16 protein-coding genes and 4 tRNA genes are annotated in these 16,644 nt (G+C 70.4%); 6 read left to right on the forward strand and 14 right to left on the reverse strand.

Annotated features, from left to right (window positions below; all coding sequences use genetic code 11):
- Positions 1-58: 58 nt before the first annotated feature.
- Positions 59-340 carry a preprotein translocase subunit SecE gene (gene secE / locus OHT01_RS17005; RefSeq protein ID WP_328553987.1) on the reverse strand — a complete coding sequence of 94 codons (282 nt, stop codon included), beginning with the start codon at positions 338-340 and terminating at the stop codon, positions 59-61.
- Between the two features lie 109 nt (positions 341-449).
- Positions 450-522, reverse strand: a tRNA-Trp gene (locus OHT01_RS17010).
- 248 nt (positions 523-770) lie between these two features.
- Between OHT01_RS17010 and OHT01_RS17015 the strand changes: the two genes are divergently transcribed.
- Both OHT01_RS17015 and OHT01_RS17020 read left to right on the forward strand, forming a co-directional pair.
- Positions 771-1,997: a pyridoxal phosphate-dependent aminotransferase gene (locus tag OHT01_RS17015; protein WP_328553988.1), complete on the forward strand. Its 1,227-nt coding sequence runs from the start codon at positions 771-773 to the stop codon at positions 1,995-1,997.
- Between the two features lie 171 nt (positions 1,998-2,168).
- Entirely contained in the window at positions 2,169-3,188 is a 1,020-nt protein-coding gene (locus OHT01_RS17020; protein ID WP_328553989.1) for an adenosine deaminase, read from the forward strand.
- 7 nt (positions 3,189-3,195) lie between these two features.
- Here OHT01_RS17020 and OHT01_RS17025 read toward each other — a convergent pair whose 3' ends face one another.
- On the reverse strand, positions 3,196-3,855 hold the full coding sequence (locus OHT01_RS17025) for a TetR/AcrR family transcriptional regulator (RefSeq protein ID WP_328553990.1): 660 nt from the start codon (positions 3,853-3,855) through the stop codon (positions 3,196-3,198).
- Positions 3,856-3,981: 126 nt separating this feature from the next.
- Here OHT01_RS17025 and OHT01_RS17030 point away from each other — a divergent pair, with 126 nt between their 5' ends.
- Positions 3,982-4,614 carry an NAD(P)-dependent oxidoreductase gene (locus OHT01_RS17030; protein WP_328553991.1) on the forward strand — a complete coding sequence of 211 codons (633 nt, stop codon included), beginning with the start codon at positions 3,982-3,984 and terminating at the stop codon, positions 4,612-4,614.
- Positions 4,615-4,642: 28 nt separating this feature from the next.
- On the opposite strand, the gene OHT01_RS17035 is transcribed toward OHT01_RS17030, so the two are convergent.
- From OHT01_RS17035 to OHT01_RS17070, 8 genes are all read right to left on the reverse strand, one after another.
- Positions 4,643-5,698 (reverse strand): UDP-N-acetylmuramate dehydrogenase, encoded by a 1,056-nt coding sequence (locus tag OHT01_RS17035; RefSeq protein ID WP_328553992.1) that lies wholly within the window; start codon positions 5,696-5,698, stop codon positions 4,643-4,645.
- A 173-nt stretch (positions 5,699-5,871) separates the two neighbouring features.
- Positions 5,872-7,344, reverse strand: coding sequence for a DHA2 family efflux MFS transporter permease subunit (locus tag OHT01_RS17040; RefSeq protein WP_443043532.1), 1,473 nt, complete (start codon positions 7,342-7,344; stop codon positions 5,872-5,874).
- 288 nt (positions 7,345-7,632) lie between these two features.
- Positions 7,633-8,202 carry a TetR/AcrR family transcriptional regulator gene (locus OHT01_RS17045; protein WP_328553993.1) on the reverse strand — a complete coding sequence of 190 codons (570 nt, stop codon included), beginning with the start codon at positions 8,200-8,202 and terminating at the stop codon, positions 7,633-7,635.
- Positions 8,203-8,347: 145 nt separating this feature from the next.
- Positions 8,348-8,776, reverse strand: coding sequence for a MaoC family dehydratase (locus OHT01_RS17050; RefSeq protein ID WP_328553994.1), 429 nt, complete (start codon positions 8,774-8,776; stop codon positions 8,348-8,350).
- Between the two features lies 1 nt (position 8,777).
- Positions 8,778-9,230, reverse strand: coding sequence for a MaoC family dehydratase N-terminal domain-containing protein (locus OHT01_RS17055; protein ID WP_328553995.1), 453 nt, complete (start codon positions 9,228-9,230; stop codon positions 8,778-8,780).
- Between the two features lie 192 nt (positions 9,231-9,422).
- A complete protein-coding gene (gene rpmG / locus OHT01_RS17060; RefSeq protein WP_004571794.1) occupies positions 9,423-9,587 on the reverse strand; it encodes a 50S ribosomal protein L33 in 165 nt (54 codons plus the stop codon).
- Positions 9,588-9,674: 87 nt separating this feature from the next.
- Positions 9,675-9,747, reverse strand: a tRNA-Met gene (locus OHT01_RS17065).
- A gap of 45 nt (positions 9,748-9,792) precedes the next feature.
- Positions 9,793-9,865, reverse strand: a tRNA-Thr gene (locus tag OHT01_RS17070).
- A gap of 356 nt (positions 9,866-10,221) precedes the next feature.
- Between OHT01_RS17070 and OHT01_RS17075 the strand changes: the two genes are divergently transcribed.
- Complete coding sequence (locus tag OHT01_RS17075) at positions 10,222-11,472, forward strand: amidohydrolase family protein (protein WP_328553996.1); 1,251 nt, start codon at positions 10,222-10,224, stop codon at positions 11,470-11,472.
- 304 nt (positions 11,473-11,776) lie between these two features.
- Here OHT01_RS17075 and OHT01_RS17080 read toward each other — a convergent pair whose 3' ends face one another.
- Positions 11,777-12,703: a hypothetical protein gene (locus tag OHT01_RS17080; RefSeq protein WP_328553997.1), complete on the reverse strand. Its 927-nt coding sequence runs from the start codon at positions 12,701-12,703 to the stop codon at positions 11,777-11,779.
- A 297-nt stretch (positions 12,704-13,000) separates the two neighbouring features.
- Here OHT01_RS17080 and OHT01_RS17085 point away from each other — a divergent pair, with 297 nt between their 5' ends.
- The gene (locus OHT01_RS17085; protein ID WP_328553998.1) at positions 13,001-13,657 is read left to right on the forward strand and encodes an SDR family oxidoreductase; all 657 of its coding nucleotides are present in this window, start codon (positions 13,001-13,003) and stop codon (positions 13,655-13,657) included.
- A gap of 63 nt (positions 13,658-13,720) precedes the next feature.
- Here OHT01_RS17085 and OHT01_RS17090 read toward each other — a convergent pair whose 3' ends face one another.
- Positions 13,721-13,933: a hypothetical protein gene (locus tag OHT01_RS17090; protein WP_328553999.1), complete on the reverse strand. Its 213-nt coding sequence runs from the start codon at positions 13,931-13,933 to the stop codon at positions 13,721-13,723.
- 308 nt (positions 13,934-14,241) lie between these two features.
- On the opposite strand from OHT01_RS17090, the gene OHT01_RS17095 reads away from it, so the two are divergent.
- Entirely contained in the window at positions 14,242-16,314 is a 2,073-nt protein-coding gene (locus OHT01_RS17095) for a hypothetical protein (RefSeq protein WP_328554000.1), read from the forward strand.
- A 242-nt stretch (positions 16,315-16,556) separates the two neighbouring features.
- Here the strand turns inward: OHT01_RS17095 and OHT01_RS17100 are convergent.
- Positions 16,557-16,638 (reverse strand) — tRNA-Tyr (locus OHT01_RS17100).
- Positions 16,639-16,644: the final 6 nt, after the last annotated feature.

Consider the following 16,644-nt stretch of genomic DNA (forward strand, 5'->3'; position numbering starts at 1 on the left):
ATACATGGGGGTGGAACACGCGAAAGGGGCGCCGGTGACGGCGCCCTTCGCTCTCGGCTCAGCCGAAGACGTACTTGGCGGCGTGGTTGAGCCCATAGTCAATCACGGTCACCAGGCCGATCATGATGACGACGAACACAATCACCACTGTGGTGTAAGTCGTCAGCTGATTGCGAGTCGGCCAGACAACCTTGCGGAGTTCCGCGATGATCTGGCGGTAGAAAGTGCCAAGGCGCTTCAGCGGGCCCTTCTTGGCGCGCTTACCACCCTTGCGGGCCTTCTTTTTGGACTCCGGCGCCTCGGCATCAGGCATGTCGATGGAGCCCACGGCGTCCGTCACTCGTCCTCACCTGATTCCCGGGTCGTGACCGTGCCGCGCCCGGTTGAGCCGCACGGCGGTGCATTGCAGTACGTACATGCGCACACATCCTGGCGAAAGGTGTGTGTAGCAGGGCCGGAGGGACTTGAACCCCCAACCGCTGGTTTTGGAGACCAGTGCTCTACCAATTGAGCTACGACCCTTTGATTTCCCCCAACGTACCGCATCCGACCGGGTGCTCGGTGTGCACCGGTTGAGTGCGGCCGGTGAAGGCCAACGAGGTGAGAGTGTACGTGGTCCGGAGCCGGTCGTCGAACAGAAAGTGTCCGTACGGGCTTCCTCCGCTGAAGATCGACTGGTGGGGCGCGCGGATCCGGACGGATGTTCTGCCGTTGTTCAGTCTGTGAAACCCGCGTGCCGGGGGCGTTTCCAGTCTGAAACGATGGGTCCCATGAGCCCTGCAACCCCTCCCACCGAGCGCCGGGTCTCCGCCCGAGTCGGCGCGATCTCCGAGTCCGCCACCCTCGCCGTGGACGCCAAGGCCAAGGCACTCAAGGCCGCCGGACGTCCGGTGATCGGTTTCGGCGCCGGTGAGCCCGACTTCCCCACCCCGGACTACATCGTCCAGGCCGCCATCGAGGCCTGCTCGAACCCCAAGTACCACCGCTACACGCCGGCCGGCGGGCTCCCCGAGCTGAAGGCCGCGATCGCCGCGAAGACGCTGCGCGACTCCGGCTACGAGGTGGAGGCCGCCCAGGTCCTCGTCACCAACGGCGGCAAGCAGGCCATCTACGAGGCCTTCGCCGCGATCCTCGACCCGGGCGACGAGGTCATCGTCCCGGCGCCGTACTGGACGACCTACCCGGAGTCCATCCGTCTCGCGGGCGGTGTCCCGGTGGACGTCGTCGCCGACGAGACCACCGGCTACCGCGTCTCGGTCGAGCAGCTGGAGGCCGCCCGCACCGAGAACACCAAGGTGCTGCTCTTCGTCTCCCCGTCCAACCCGACGGGCGCGGTCTACACCCGCGAGCAGATCGAGGAGATCGGCCGCTGGGCCGCCGAGAAGGGCCTGTGGGTCCTGACCGACGAGATCTACGAGCACCTGGTCTACGGGGACGCGGAGTTCCACTCCCTGCCCGTGGTGGTGCCCGAGCTGCGCGACAAGTGCATCGTCGTCAACGGCGTCGCGAAGACGTACGCGATGACCGGCTGGCGCGTGGGCTGGGTCATCGGCCCGAAGGACGTCATCAAGGCCGCGACCAACCTGCAGTCGCACGCCACGTCCAACGTCTCGAACGTGGCCCAGGTCGCCGCGCTCGCCGCCGTCTCCGGCGACCTCACGGCCGTCGCGGAGATGCGCGAGGCCTTCGACCGCCGTCGCAAGACCATCGTGCGCATGCTGAACGAGATCGACGGCGTGCTCTGCCCCGAGCCCGAGGGCGCCTTCTACGCGTACCCCTCGGTGAAGGCACTGCTCGGCAAGGAGATCCGCGGCAAGCGCCCCGCGGACACGGTCGAGCTGGCCGCGCTCATCCTGGAGGAGTCCGAGGTCGCGGTCGTCCCGGGCGAGGCCTTCGGCACCCCCGGCTACCTGCGGCTGTCGTACGCCCTCGGTGACGAGGACCTCGTCGAGGGCGTCAGCCGGATCCAGAAGCTGCTGGCCGAGGCGACGGACTGACCTTCCCCGTCCTCCGGCGCCCCCGGGCACCGGTGACCTGATCAGGCTCCACGCGCGCGTGCGGGGGCCGGCCACTCTCAGGAGTGGCCGGCCCCCGCTCGTTCGTTCGGACAAGCCCCCGATCGGCGAAAGCGCTACCGGCACGACATCCCCGTACGGCAAGATCCTCGGATGGAGCGTGTACGTGATGTGAGTGAACTGCCGAAGGCCCATCTGCACCTGCACTTCACCGGGTCGATGCGGTCCACGACCCTGCTGGAACTGGCCGACAAGTACGGCGTACGGCTGCCGGACGCGCTGACCAGCGGGGAACCGCCGAAACTGCGGGCGACCGACGAGCGCGGCTGGTTCCGCTTCCAGCGCCTGTACGACGCCGCGCGGGCGTGTCTGAGAGAGCCCGAGGACATCCAGCGCCTGGTGCGTGAGGCCGCCGAGGAGGACCTGAAGGACGGCTCGGGGTGGCTGGAGATCCAGGTCGACCCGACGTCGTACGCCCCGCGCCTGGGCGGTCTGATCGCGGCCCTGGAGGTCATCCTGGACGCGGTCGACTCGGCCGTGCGGGAGACCGGACTCGGGATGCGCGTCCTGGTGGCCGCCAACCGGATGAAGCACCCGCTGGACGCCCGCACGCTGGCCCGGCTCGCCGTCCGGTACGCGGACCGGGGGATCGTCGGTTTCGGGCTCTCCAACGACGAGCGACGGGGCATGGCGCGGGACTTCGACCGGGCCTTCGCCATCGCCCGCGAGGGCGGGCTGCTGTCCGCGCCGCACGGCGGCGAGCTGACCGGCCCCGCCTCGGTCCGCGACTGCCTGGACGATCTGCACGCCTCACGGATCGGCCACGGGGTGCGGGCCGCCGAGGACCCGCGGCTGCTGAAGCGTCTCGCGGACCGCGGGGTGACCTGTGAGGTCTGTCCCGCCTCGAACGTCGCCCTCGGCGTCTACGAGAAGCACGCCGATGTACCCCTGCGAACTCTGTTCGACGCCGGTGTGCCGATGGCCCTCGGCGCGGACGACCCGCTGCTCTTCGGATCCCGGCTCGCCGCCCAGTACGAGATCGCCCGCCGTCACCACGGCTTCACCGACCCGGAACTGGCCGAGCTGGCCCGCCAGTCCATCCGCGCCTCGGCCGCGCCGGAGGACGTCCGGGCGAAGCTGCTGGCCGGCGTCGACGCCTGGCTGGCCTCCTAGACCCGCCCTAGCCGGCCTGAGGGTCCGTCGGGCCGGCCCCGCTCCTGGGCGCGATCCCGGCGAGCAGGGTGCGGGCGAGCGCCGGGGCGAAGGTGTCCAGGGGCGGCGGCGTGCCCTCCTGGGTGGCGTCGTAGGCGAACGCCCGCTGCGCGCAGGCCCCGAGGAGGAGGGACGCGGCGGCGTAGGTGTCGGTGTCCTGCTGGATGCGCCCCGCCCGCTGCTCCGCCAGCAGATACGCGGCGACGCCCCGGATGGGCATGTGCGGGCCCGCGCCCATCGCCCGCATGGCGTCGTCGTGGCGGCGCTTGAGCTGCGTCTCCGCGTACAAGGAGGCGGCGATCGGGAAACTCTGCTCGTAGAAGAGAGCCGCCTGGCGGGCGATCGCGGTGAGGTTCTCCTCCAGGGAGTGCTCCCCCGGCTCGGCCGTCAGCCGGTCCAGGAGGGGACCCAGCCGGGGCAGCCTCTCCTGGAGGACCCGGATGAACAGCTCTTCCTTGCTCGCGAAGTACTTGTAGAGAGCGGCCTCGGAGCAGCCGGCCGCCCTGGCGATCTCCTTGGTGGTGGCGCGGGAGAGGCCGAGGGTGAGCATGAGCTCGTGCGCCGCGTCGAGGATGCGGATCCTGGCCGGCTTCGACGGCGTGGGCTCCGTGGCGGATTTCTGCTGCATGGGGCCCAAGGATTCCATGGCGCATCCTCACGGGGTTGACGGGTGGGTGAGTACTTACTCACTCTAGAAGAAGCACAGGTGAGTGAACACTCACCCACCCCATCTCCCTCTCATGCGGAGCACGTCATGAAACTCACCGTTCTCGGTGCCACCGGAGGCATCGGCCAGGAGATCGTCCGCCAGGCCCTGGGCGTCGGCCACCAGGTCACGGCCGTCGTACGGGATCCCGCGCGGCTCACCGTCACGGGCGCGGGTCTGGAGGTGTTCCGCGCGGATCTCACCGACCCGAAGGCACTGCGGCCCGCCGTCGCGGGCCGGGACGCGGTCCTGTCCGGTCTCGGCGCGCGCAGCCGCAAGGACGCCGGGGTCGCGGCCCGGCTCACCCGTACGGTGCTGGGCGCACTGGAGGCGGAGCAGGTGCGGCGGCTGCTGGTGGTCAGCGCGAGTCCGGTCGGCCCCGGCGCCGCGGACGACACCCGCGTCGACCGCGCCATGCGGCGGCTGATCTCCAGCATCCTGAAGGACGTCTACGCCGACTTGAGGGAGATGGAGGGCGAACTGGCGGCCAGTGCCACGGACTGGACCGTGGTCCGTCCGCCCCGGCTCCAGAACAAGCCGCTGACCGGCTCGTATCGCACGGTCGTCGGCGGCTTCCCGCCCAAGGGCCGCTTCATCGCGCGCGCCGACGTGGCGCACGCGATGCTGGCGATGATCGACGACCCCGCGACCGTGAAGCAGGGCGTGGGCGTCGCCTACTAGGGCGCGCCTTCAACGGCCCCGCGGCCCCCTAGAGGCCGGCGTTCACCGTCACCGGCTCGTTGACCAGGGTGACCCCGAAGGCGTCGTGGACACCGGCGACGACTTCCCGGGCCAGTGCGAGAAGGTCCTCCGTGGTGGCCCCGCCCCGGTTGGTCAGGGCCAGCGTGTGCTTGGTGGAGATGCGGGCGGGCCCGGTTCCGTAGCCCTTGGTGAAGCCGGACTTGTCGATCAGCCAGGCCGCGGAGGTCTTGGTGTGGCCCTCGCCGGCCGGGTACGCCGGAGGCGCGGCGTCGGCGCCGAGCCGCTCCTTCACGCGCGCGTGGAACGCGGCGAACGCCTCGTCCGTGAGGATCGGGTTGGTGAAGAACGACCCGGCGGACCAGGTGTCGTGGTCCTCGGGGTCGAGCACCATGCCTTTGCCCGCACGCAGCTTCAGGACGGTCTCGCGGGCGGCGCCCAGGGGAACCCGGTCGCCGGGCTCCACACCGAGCGTGCGGGCCGTCTCGGCGTACTTGACCGGCGCCGACAGCCCCTGCGCGTCCTCCAGCTCGAAGCGCACCCGCAGCACCACATGGCGCTCGGGGTCGGCCTTGAAGCGGCTGTGGCGGTACGAGAAGGAACAGTCGGCGTTGGTCAGCGTGACCGTCTCGCGCGTCTTCCGGTCGTAGGCGATCACCTCGGTGATCGTCGACGACACCTCCTGGCCGTACGCGCCCACGTTCTGGATCGGGGTCGCGCCCGCGGACCCGGGGATGCCGGCGAGGCACTCGATCCCGGCGAGCCCGGCCTCGACGGTGCGGGCGACCGCGTCGGTCCACACCTCGCCCGCGGCCAGCTCCAGCCTCGTACCGTCGAGCGAGAAGCCCTTCGTGGCGATGCGCAGGGCTGTCCCGGCGAAGCCCTTGTCGCCGATGACCAGGTTCGATCCACCGCCGATGAGCAGCAGCGGCGTACCGGCGTCGTCGGCCTCGCGCACGGCGGCGATCACCTCGGCGTCGGTCGTGGCGGTGATCAGCCGGGCGGCCGGGCCACCGAGCCGGAAGGTGGTCAGCGGGGCGAGCGGGGCATCGTGGAGTTCCTGCACGGGCCCAAGACTACGAGAAGGGGCGGGGACGCCCGTCCACCGGTGCGCCGCGGACACGGGAACGGCCCCGCCGACGGGCGGGGCCGTTCCTGTCCGGGGGACCGGACCGAGGCGTCTTTCCTGAGGGTTCGACCGGGAGATCGGGAGAGCGGCCTTCTCTCTCGCTCCCCGTGTCAGCGGGAGGCGGTTTCGAGGGAGGCGCTCTCGGGAGAGGCGGCCACGGGCCGGCCGGCCCGAGGAGAGCCGCCTTCGGGCGAGCCGCCGTCGAACGGGTCCGACTCGGGCGAGTCGCCTTCGAGGGCGTGCGCCGGGGTCTCCCCCGGCTCGGTGCGCGCCGCCCGCCGGGCGGTCGGGATGACCAGGGCCGCGACACCCGCGAGGGCGACGACCGAGGCACCGACCACGAGTGCGGGCCGCAGTCCGTCGATGAAGGTCTGGGCGGTCGCGTATCCGCCCTGGGCCGAGAAGATCGAGGACATCACCGCGATGCCGAGCGCCCCGCCCACCTCGCGCAGCGCGTTGTTGGCACCGGAGGCGATGCCCTGCTCCTGCGGCCGGACGCTGGACATGACCAGGTTGGAGGCCGGGGCGAAGTAGAGGGACATCCCGATACCGCTGATGATCAGCGCGGGCAGCTGGGAGGCGTACGAGGCGTCGGCGGCGACCACGGAGGCGTAGTACGCGAGCCCGGCGGCCTGCAGGAAGAGCCCGGTGGCCACGACGGGGCGTCCGCCGACGCGGTCCGACAGGTAGCCCGCGATGGGCGCGACGAGCATCGGCATACCGGTCCAGGGGAGCATCCGCAGCCCCGCCTCGGTCGGCGAGTAGCCGAGCACGCCCTGCATGTACTGGCTGAGCAGGAAGATCGAGCCGAACATCCCGAGGAACATCAGCAGGCTGGCCGCGTTGATCCCGGCGAAGGCGCGGGAGCGGAAGAGCCGCATGGGGAGCATCGGGTTCTTGGCCCGGGTGCCGTGGATGACGAAGCCGGCGAGCAGGGCCGCGCCGGCGAACAGGCCGGTCAGGACGAACGGGCTGGTCCAGCCGTCGGCGGGCCCGCGGACCAGACCGTAGACGATTCCGAAGAGGCCGCCGCTGGCGAGCAGCGTCCCCGGGAAGTCGAGGCGTGCGCCGGCGCCGAACGACTCGGACAGCCGCAGCCGGGCGAGCGGGAGCACGGCGAGACCCAGCGGCACGTTCAGCCAGAAGATCCAGTGCCAGGAGACGTGTTCGGTGAGGCTGCCGCCGATGAGGGGCCCGGAAGCGACCGCGAGTCCGTTGACGGCGCCCCAGATCCCGTACGCCATCCCGCGCTTGGCGACGGGGACCGCGGCGGTCAGCAGAGTCAGGGTCAGCGGCATCATGATCGCCGCACCGACGCCCTGGACCGCGCGGGCGGCGATCAGCGAGTCGATACCCGGCGCCATGGCCGCGGCGGCGGAGGCACCCGTGAAGACGCTCAGACCGACGAGGAAGAGCCGACGGCGGCCGAACCGGTCACCGAGCGCCGCGCCGAACATCAGCAGGACGGCGAAGGTGAGCGTGTAGGCGCTCACGGTCCATTCCAGGTCGCCCAGCGCTCCCCCGAGGTCCTTGCGGATGGAGGGCAGGGCGGTGGTGACGACGAGGTTGTCGAGGGCCGCCATGAATCCGGCGACGCTGGTGATGACGAGGGCCCATCCGGCTCCACCGCGCCGCTTGTCCGGCGCCCCGGCCGACTTCGCGGTCGACACCCCGGCCGGGTCGACCGGTCCCACCAGTTCCACCGGCGCCTCCTGTGCCACCGGTCGGTCCTGCTCTGCCGGTCCGTTCTGCTGTGTCCGTGCCGTCCGCTGTGTCATCGCTCCCCCAGAGGATGATGTGGTCATTGGTTAGTTATTAATGACTAACTTTCGCGGGCAGGGAAAGGCACGGAACTCCGCCCTCCCGCCGCCCTACTTCTCCAGCCGGCCCGTGACCCGCGCCGACGGATAGAGCCCTTCCCAGACCCGGTGCTCGGGCGGGAACCCCATCGACACCAGGCAGTTGATGAGCATGCCGTACGCCATGAAGGTCGCCGTGTCGTCGACCTGCGCGCCGAGCGGCACGTGCACCGTGTCCCAGAGCCGCATCCAGCCGGCCCGCACCGCTTCGCCGAGCTCGTGGTCGCCCGCCTCCTCGGCCGCAGCCACCGCGACGTACATCTGCATCTGCATGAGCAGCCGCTCCGGGTGCTCCGCGATGACCTTCACGTAGGCGTTCGCCATGGAGTGCAGGGCCTCCTCGCCCTCCAGTCCGTCGGAGGCGTCCTCCATCGTGCGCCGCGCGAGCTCCATGCAGTGCTCGGCGGCCGCCAGGAAGATCGCCTTCTTGCCCGGGAAGAGCCGGAAGAGGTACGGCTGCGAGACACCCACACGCTTGGCGATCGCCTCGGTGGACGTGCCGTAGTAGCCGCCCCGGGCGAACTCGCTCATCGCCGCGCGGATGACGCTCTCGCGCCGCTCCTCTGCGCTCATCCTGACCATGCGACTAAGTTAGTGCTCAATCACTAACTAAGTCAAGGAGTGCAGAACGTCGGCCGCCGGAGACGGGTAAGGGGCGTCCGCAATGGGCGGACGCCCCTTACCCGAGCCCTCGAAGCAGGCCTCGACCGGTGCTGCGAACGGCCGCTCAGGCCAGCCGTACGACCGCCCGCGACATCCCCAGCACCTTCTGTCCGGCGCTGGTGGCCGTGAGGTCGACGCGGACGGTGTTGTCGTCGAGCTTGGCCGCGACCTTGCCGCTGACCTCGATCGTGGCGCCCTTGTCGTCGTTCGGGACGACGACGGGCTTGGTGAAGCGGACGCTGTACTCGACGACGGAGCCCGGGTCGCCCGCCCAGTCGGTCACCACGCGGATCGCCTCGGCCATGGTGAACATTCCGTGCGCGATGACGTCGGGAAGGCCCACCTCGACCGCGAACTTCTCGTTCCAGTGGATCGGGTTGAAGTCCCCGGAGGCCCCCGCGTACTGCACGAGCGTGGCACGCGTCACGGAGAACGTCTGCGCCGGCAGCTCGGTGCCGACCTCGACGTCCGCGTAAGAGATCTTCGCCGCCATGTCAGGCCACCTCCGCCGCGCGGGACACGAGCTTCGTGACGGCCGTCACGACGTGCTCACCCGCCTCGTCGTGGACCTCGCCACGGATGTCCAGGATGTCGTTGCCCGCCAGGGACTTGATCGACTCGATGGTCGAGGTGACCGTGAGCCGGTCGCCCGCGCGTACCGGGCGCGTGTAGGCGAACTTCTGGTCGCCGTGCACGACCCGGCTGTAGTCGAGGCCCAGTTGCGGGTCCTGGACGACCTGGCCGGCGGCCTTGAACGTGATGGCGAACACAAAGGTGGGCGGGGCGATCACGTCGGGGTGACCGAGAGCACGTGCGGCCTCGGGGTCCGTGTACGCAGGGTTGCTGTCCCCCACGGCCTCCGCGAACTCGCGGATCTTCTCCCGGCCGACCTCATAGGGGTCGGTGGGCGGGTAGGACCGCCCTACGAAGGACTGGTCGAGCGCCATGGGCTCGGCACCTCCTGGTTGTCGTCGCACTGGTTGTCACAGCTGGAGCGACCTTCTTAGCCGGACGGCCTATCTTCGCTCTACGTCACGGGGTCCACGCATGACGCCTGGCCCGCGCCGGACATCGGTTCCACAACGACGCGAGGCCGCCCCCCGTGAAGGGGACGGCCTCGTGTACGAGCCTGAAAACTACTATCGCGTTTCGCGGTGCGCGGTGTGCGCGTTGCAACGCGGGCAGTGCTTCTTCATCTCCAGTCGGTCCGGGTCGTTACGCCGGTTCTTCTTGGTGATGTAGTTCCGCTCCTTGCACTCCACGCAGGCCAGCGTGATCTTGGGGCGGACGTCGGTGGCAGCCACAGGAGTGCTCCTTGACGAACGGATGGGACATTAACGCATAGAAGAGTAGCCGATCGAAGGACCGACCCCGCAATCGGCTACTGTCAGTAGCGGTGACCGGACTTGAACCGGTGACACAGCGATTATGAGCCGCTTGCTCTACCGACTGAGCTACACCGCTGAGATGCGATCGGCCCCGTCTTGCGACGGGAACCTCTCACACCAGAGCCCCAATACGGAATCGAACCGTAGACCTTCTCCTTACCATGGAGACGCTCTACCGACTGAGCTATTGGGGCGAGCGATGAAGACATTACACGGTCCGCCACCGATCGCCCAAATCCGTTTCGCGGCACCCGCCCCGGCCTGACCCCAGGCCTTTCCCCGGGCGTTCCCAGGCCCCTCACAGGCCCCTCGGACCTCCTGGATCACACGGGGTGACGGGCCGCGGCCGGCCGACCGCGGGCGAGTCGGCGGCCGTGTCTGTGAGTGGCCGACGGCCCCCGCCCGCCCGCGGACCACACCGGTACGACTATTGCGCTCCTCCCCGACGTCGACGGGTCGCCGCCCTAGGCTCGACCCACGCTGCGTGATCTTGTGTCCCCACGCTCCGCAGTCGTCCCTCCCGCAGCCGCCCCCGAGCCCCAGGAGCGCGATGCCCGACAGTCAGCAGCAGCCGCCCCACTCCTCGTCGGGACGGACCGACACGGCCGCTCTCCTGCTGTGCGGGGCGCGGCTCACCGACGGCCGGACCGTGGACGTACGACTGGGCGGCGGGCGGATCGAAGCGGTCGGTACCGCCGGAAGCCTGGCGGCGGGTGCCTCGGGGGTTCTCGCCGCCAGGGTGGACCTCGACGGTTACCTGCTGTTGCCGGCCCCCGCCGAGGCCCACGCGCACTGCGACACGGCCCTGACCGCCGACGGCGACGGCCCGCTCACCTACGACGACCAGGAGATCCAGCGCCGGGCCACCGAGGCGGCTCTGCTGCAACTCGGGCACGGCGCCACGGCGTTGCGGTCCCATGTGCGCGTCGGCGACGTGCAGGGGCTGGACGCGCTGGCCGCGGTGCTCCAGGTCCGCCGGTCGTTGCGGGGGCTCGCCGAACTGACGACGGTGGCCATGCCACGGGTACTGACCGGGGCGGCCGGCGTCGACGGGCTCGCGATGCTGCGGGACGCCCTGAAGATGGGCGCTTCCGTGGTGGGCGGCTGCCCGGACGCCGACCCCGATCCGACGGGATACGTGGAGGCGGTCCTGGAGATCGCCTCCGAGCACGGCTGTCCGGTCGACCTGCACACGGACGCCTCCGATCCAGCCCGGCTCGCCCGGCTCGCCGCGGTGGCGGGCGGGCTGCGGCCCGGGGTGACGCTCGGCCCGTGTGGTGGGCTCGGCCGGCTGCCCACCGAGGTGGCCTCCCGCGCCGCGGACCAACTCGCCGCGGCCGGAGTGACGGTGGTGTGTCTGCCGCAGGGTGGCTGCGGCTCGGCCGACCGGCGCGGCACCGCCCCCGTACGGCTGCTGCGGGCGGCCGGCGTACGGGTGGTGGCGGGCAGTGGTGCCCTGCGCGACGTGTCCAACCCGGTGGGGCGCGGGGACCCGCTGGAGGCCGCCTACTTGCTGGCCTCACGATGGGGCCTGCGTCCCGAGGACGCGTACGACATGGTGAGTTGTGGCGCCCGAGCGGCTCTGGGGCTGCCCGAGGTACGCGTGGAGGCGGGATTCCCGGCCGAGTTGCTCGCTGTCCGAGGAGACCGGCTCGCGGGGGCGCTGTCCCTCGCGTACAGCCGGATCGTGGTCCACCGCGGGCGGGTGGTCGCACGGACCAGCGCGGTGCGTGAGTACTGCAACTCGGCGGCCGAGTCCGGGCTGGAACTGCCTCGGCAGGGACGGGGAGAGCTGTCGTAAGGACTCCGGGCGCGACGGTGCTTCACGGCTCCACGCGCGCGTGGAGCACCGTCGTACGGGCTCCACGCACCTCCGACGAGCGCGAGCTTGCCGTGGGCGTCCGTGCGGTACCCGGTCACGGTCGAGTTGCCGGTGTTCCCGCCGGTCGCACCGCCGATTCCGGCCCCGACCCCGGCCCGGCCCCGGGAGGGGAGCCTGCCTTGGTCGGACAGGACGGCCTCCCCCGGGGGCCCGGAGGGTTCCGCACGGGCCTGGAAGGGTTCCGCAGCGGCCTGGAAGGCTTCCCCGAGGGTTTGGCGGCTCTCTAGAACCCGACGCCGCCCAGGAGGCCACCGCCCAGCGGGCTGCCGCCGGGAACCTTGCCTGCCGGGATCTCGGTGGCTCCGGACGGCGCGCTGACGTCGCCGGCCTTCGAGAACTTCAGGACAAGAGGCAGCTTGGCCTTCTTCGGATTGTCGGCGAGGACGGCCAGGTCGACCCTGATCTGCCGGAGGTCGCCGTTCTTCAGGGTGAAGTCGACGGCGATCTTCTTGTTCGGAGCGTCCTTGAGCTCCTTCGCCGAGGGGAAGTCCGCACCCGCCGGAAGGTCGCCCCGCAGCGGACGGAGCTTGTCGAAGACACCGGTGAGCAGGCGGCGGACATTGCCCGTGGCGACGACGTGCTCGGCGCCGCCGGCGCCGTCCCTCGTCCGGAAGGTGACCTCGCGGCCGACGACATCCCGTACGGCGTCGAGAACCTTCTTCTGGGTCTTGGCGTCGAGGTCACCGGCCCCCTTCGAGGCACCGCCGACCGCCTTGCGCGAACCCTCCAGCTCCTTGGTGTCGATCTTCACCCAGTCGCCTTCGAGGACCTGCTTCATCTCCTTCGCGCTCGGGGGGAGCTCGTCGGCCGACGGCATGGGAACGCCCATCGCCTCACCGAAGGCCTTCATGTCGGCGCGGTAGTAAGTGAAGTCGCCGATGATCCGGTACTCGGCCAGAACGCCGCCGGTCCCCGTGATCTTCATGCTCGTCCCGACGAGGTCCTTCTGGCCCGAATCCGCCAGCGGCTTCCTGGACTTGACGGAGACGTCGACGCGCAGCCCGCTGACGACCTTCGCGAACTCCGGCGGAAGGGACTCGTCGGGACCGGCTCCGCCCGCCAGTGCGCCGATCGTGTCGGCATCGGCGTCGAGGTCCAACTGGAAGGCGAGGGACTTCTGTTCGCCGAGCCGGTCGACGGCGTGGTCCACCTTCTGGCCGGCCGTGAGGTTCTGGACCGTTCCGCAGGCGGCCGCCCCGGCCAGGAGGACAGTGGTGCAGCCGACCGCGGTGACGGTGTTGCGTATGGCGGTGATGATGGTCTCCTCATACGACGCCGTACGGACCCGTACGGCGTTGCTTCGCTCTGGTGTTCACTCGGTTTCACCCGCTCTTCAGGCGTTCTCGCGGGCAATCGCCTGTACGTCCACAGTGATCACCCAGGTGACTCATGAGTCGTCCACAGGGTTGTGCGGCGAACGCGGTCATCCGGGCGTACGGTCGGAAACATGCGCATTGTCATCGCTGGTGGTCATGGTCAGATCGCGCTGCGGCTGGAGCGGCTGCTCTCCGCGCGAGGGGACGAGGTCGCGGGGATCATCCGCCGCGCCGAGCAGGGCGACGATCTGCGGGCGGCCGGCGCCGAGCCGGTCCTGTGCGATCTGGAGTCGGCGTCGGTGGAGGAGGTCGCCGCGCACCTGCAGGGCGCGGACGCGGCCGTCTTCGCGGCGGGCGCGGGACCGGGCAGCGGGGTCGACCGCAAGCAGACGGTGGACAAGGGCGCCGCGATCCTGTTCGCGGACGCCGCGGAGCGCGCGGGCGTACGCCGGCACGTGGTCGTCTCCTCCATGGGCGCGGACCCGGCCCACCCGGGCGACGACATCTTCGACGCCTATCTGCGCGCCAAGGGCGAGGCCGACGAGTACGTGCGCGGCCGTACGGGCCTGGACTGGACGATCGTGCGTCCCGGCAGCCTGATCGACGACGCCGGGACCGGCCTCGTGCGCCTGGAGGCCTCCACCGGCCGCGGCATGATCCCCCGCGACGACGTCGCCGCGGTCCTCGCCGAACTGGTCGACACCCCGGCCACCGCCGGTCTGACCCTGGAGGCGGTCAGCGGCTCGACCCCGGTCTCCGTAGCAGTGAAGTCGGTGGCGGGGAACTAGAGGCTGCCTCTTGGGAGAGCCGGGGGCTGCCGCCGCGAGAGACCGGAGGCCGCTCGGGGCGGTTCAGAACAGCGGGAGCTGGCCGGGGAATTCCGGGACGACGTAACCGTCCAGCGCGGGCTGGGCGGCTCCGAGCTGCGCCTGGCGGCGCGAACCGGGGCACGAGACCAGTTCCCCGCTCCCCCGCACGCCGGGCGGATCGTGCCGAGCGAACCGTCCCGCGACGACGGCGATCTCCCGGCGGCACTCCGGGCAGTTCCTGCGACGCGATGACATGGGATCAGTGTGCACCGGGGTCCGCGACGGACGGCCGACGTGCCCCCGAGGCCGACGCGGCCGGCTTCGGGACGACCGGCGAACCGCCCGTTTCGCACCCTCCGTCCCCCCGCAAAGCGGAGGACGAAAGGTCGCAGGTGACGTTTGTATGTACCCCGTATGGAATCCCAGCCTCCAGAAGGTAAGGTCCGACCACCCTTTCTTAAGAGAACGTCAAGAGAACATCCCTGCGCACCCGACTCCGCCCCTCCGATCTCGCCGGGCAGCGAGTCCGTGCCCGGGGATGTTCGAGTTGTTGGAGCCCACGAATGTCAGCATCGCCTCGGGCCGGTCGGTTGCGCACCGCAGCGGCACGCCTTCTTCTCCCCACGGTGCTCGCCCTGTCGTTCGCCGTACAGGCAGTAGCTGCTCTTCTTCCCAGCGTTCCCCTGCTCGTGGCCGCCACCGTTGTCGGGCTTGCGGCGGACGCCGCCCTGCACCGGTGGCAGCGGAACACGGCCAGCGCTCTCGGGAAGCTGCACGCGACCGTGTTCGTGCGTCAAGTCGTCCGGGACTTCCTGCTGGTGGCCGCCCTGATCCGCGTCGAGGACCAGGACTACGAGACCAGGTACCTGGCTCTCGTCTGCGGTCTGCTGCTCTGCTACGCCCTGCATTTCGCGTGCCAGGCACTGGCGATCGCCGTACGCCGGACCCGCACCCTGCCCGTGGTGACCCGGAACATCGACGCCTCGCCGCTGCGGCTGAGCCCCGCTCTCCCGGACCTGCTGATGCAGCGCGCCGGACAGCGGCTCCTCTTCTTCGGCCTGCCCTCGATGGCCGGTCTGCTGACCACCGCGGTGACCGGCTCGGCCCGGTGGGCCGCCGCGGGAATCGGCCTGTCCGCCGTCTTCGGGACGGTGGCGCTCGGCATGCTGCTGCTCCGGCTGCTGCCGGCACGCAGGCCGGTGGACAGCGAGCAGGCGCTGGAGTGGTTCGAATCCTGGCTCGCGGAGTACCAGCCGACGGTGGGCATGTACTTCTCCGGCGGCACCAGCTCCGCCTACCAGGCGAACATGTGGCTGGAGCCGCTGGCCCGGATCGAGGGCCGTCCGCTGATCGTGCTGCGCGAGCGCTTCATGGTGAAGCACATCGCGTCCACCGACATCCCGATCGTGTGCCTGCCGAAGGTCGCCGACCTGATGAGGCTGGAGCACTCCGAGCTGAAGATGCTGATCCACCCGTCGAACTCGGGGAAGACCTCGCAGGTGCTGCGGATCCCCAGCATCAAGCACGCGTTCGTCAACCACGGCGAGAGCGACAAGCTGTCGAGCTGCAATCCGTACGCGAAGGCGTACGACGAGGTGTGGGTGGCCGGTCCCGCGGCACGCGAGCGGTACGCCCTGGCGGACGTGGGCATCGACGACAGGGACGTCGTGGAGATCGGACGCCCGCAGCTCGAGACGATCCAGCCCTACGCCGGTGCGCCCACGGGCCTCTACACCACGGTTCTCTACGCCCCCACGTGGGAGGGCTGGGACGGCAACCCGGGCAACACCTCGATCATCGAGGCCGGCGAGAACATGGTCCGCACCCTGCTGGCCGATCCGGGCGTCCGACTCCTCTACAAGCCGCACCCGTTGACCGGCTCGGTCGAACCCCGCGCGGGAGCCGCGGACGTCCGCATCCAGGAGATGATCCGCGCCGCGAACCTTCGCCGTGCCCAGGAACACTCCACGGAGGGACCCGCGCCCTCCGCGGCCGCGGAACTGGCCCGCTGCACCGCCGAACTCGACCGGCTGACCACGTCCTCGTTCCGTTCGGGCGCGGACGACGTGGAGCGGATGATGCTGCAGACGGTCTCCGAACCCGACCGGGCCGCGGCCGTGGCCGCCGCGACCGCCGCTTGGGAGGCCGCGTACTGGGCCTCGTTCCCCGCATGGGAGCACCAGATCGTCGTCGGGGCGCGGCCGACCGTCTACGCCTGCTTCAACGCGGCCGATCTGCTGGTCAGCGATGTCTCCAGCGTCATCTCCGACTACCTGGCGAGCGAGAAGCCGTACGCCGTCGCCAACACCAGCGGTCTTGCCGAGCAGGACTTCCGTGACGCCTTCCCCACCGTGCGGGCGGGCGCCGTCCTCGCGTCGGACGGCTCCGGCATAGCGGCCCTTCTGGAGTCCGTGCGCCACCCCGAGAAGGACACCTACGCCGAGGACCGCAGCGAGCTCAAGCTGCACCTGCTGGGCCCCTCGGACCCGCCCTCGGCGGTCCGCTTCAACGAGGCCGCCCGTGCGCTGTGCGCGGCGGCCGACAAACACCGGGCGGGCATGGCGCTGCGAGCGCTCCCGGCCATCCCGGCACAGCGAGCCGAGACGGTGCTGGACAGCGAACCCGTCAAGGGCTGATCCCTCGGACCGTGTTCGCCGGAGTTCCCGGAACGGGCGGCCGCCGCACAGCGTGTGTGCGGCGGCCGCCCGTTCCACGGGACAGTCCGCACCTCGCCCCGAAGTCCCGTTCCGTCCCCGTATCCGGACGCCACAGCGTGAATCAAGTCACCGCTTTTCGACCCCGGACACACCACCGCCCCAAACACGAAAAGACCCCCTCCGATCTACGTTTCCGCAGATCGGAGGGGGTCACTTTCATGTGGCGGCGCCAGGGTTCGAACCTGGGTAGGCTAAGCCGGCAGATTTACAGTCTGCTCCCTTTGGCCACTCGGGCACACCGCCGGGGTT

Origin of the sequence: Streptomyces sp. NBC_00358 (genome assembly GCF_036099295.1) — a bacterium.
Taxonomy (GTDB): Bacteria; Actinomycetota; Actinomycetes; order Streptomycetales; family Streptomycetaceae; genus Streptomyces.